The sequence below is a fragment of the Endozoicomonas atrinae genome (genome assembly GCF_001647025.1).
In the GTDB taxonomy this organism is placed as follows: Bacteria; Pseudomonadota; Gammaproteobacteria; order Pseudomonadales; family Endozoicomonadaceae; genus Endozoicomonas; species Endozoicomonas atrinae.
On the sequence record NZ_LUKQ02000797.1, the window covers coordinates 1 to 423 of the forward strand.

Here is a 423-nt window from a genome sequence, read left to right on the forward strand (position 1 = left end):
GTCCGGCTGAGGGATGGAAGTGACGGAAGGTGCCGGGGGTGCGGTTCAATGGGTCGTAACCGTGATAGCCGTAACCCTGCCCCTGCTTCGGTACGGCGGCATTGGGTGTCACCGGAGGGGGTGGTGGGGGTGCCATTGCATCCCCGCCCCCCAATGCCTGTCTTAATGCCGCCAGCGGATCATTCGCCTGCTGCTGACCAAACAGATCAAAGCCCTGCGTCCGGTTCGGGGTTTCTTCCCCAGTGGTGACATAACCTGGATTGCGGGGGCCGTACTGCTTCATCAGTTGCCCATAGTGATCCTGAACCGCCTCCGGTAGCTGGGCTTTCTGGTCTTTGGGGCTCAACCCTGAGACATCGGCCTGCCCCTGCTGGGCAACCACTTCCTGTAACTGCTCGATCAGCTTGCCAGGATCATTAACCT

General features: G+C 60.5%; 1 protein-coding gene. It reads right to left on the reverse strand.

The features are described 5' to 3' along the window. Positions 1 to 423: hypothetical protein (locus tag AK963_RS34500; protein WP_202969986.1), on the reverse strand; the 423-nt coding region annotated here is incomplete at both ends.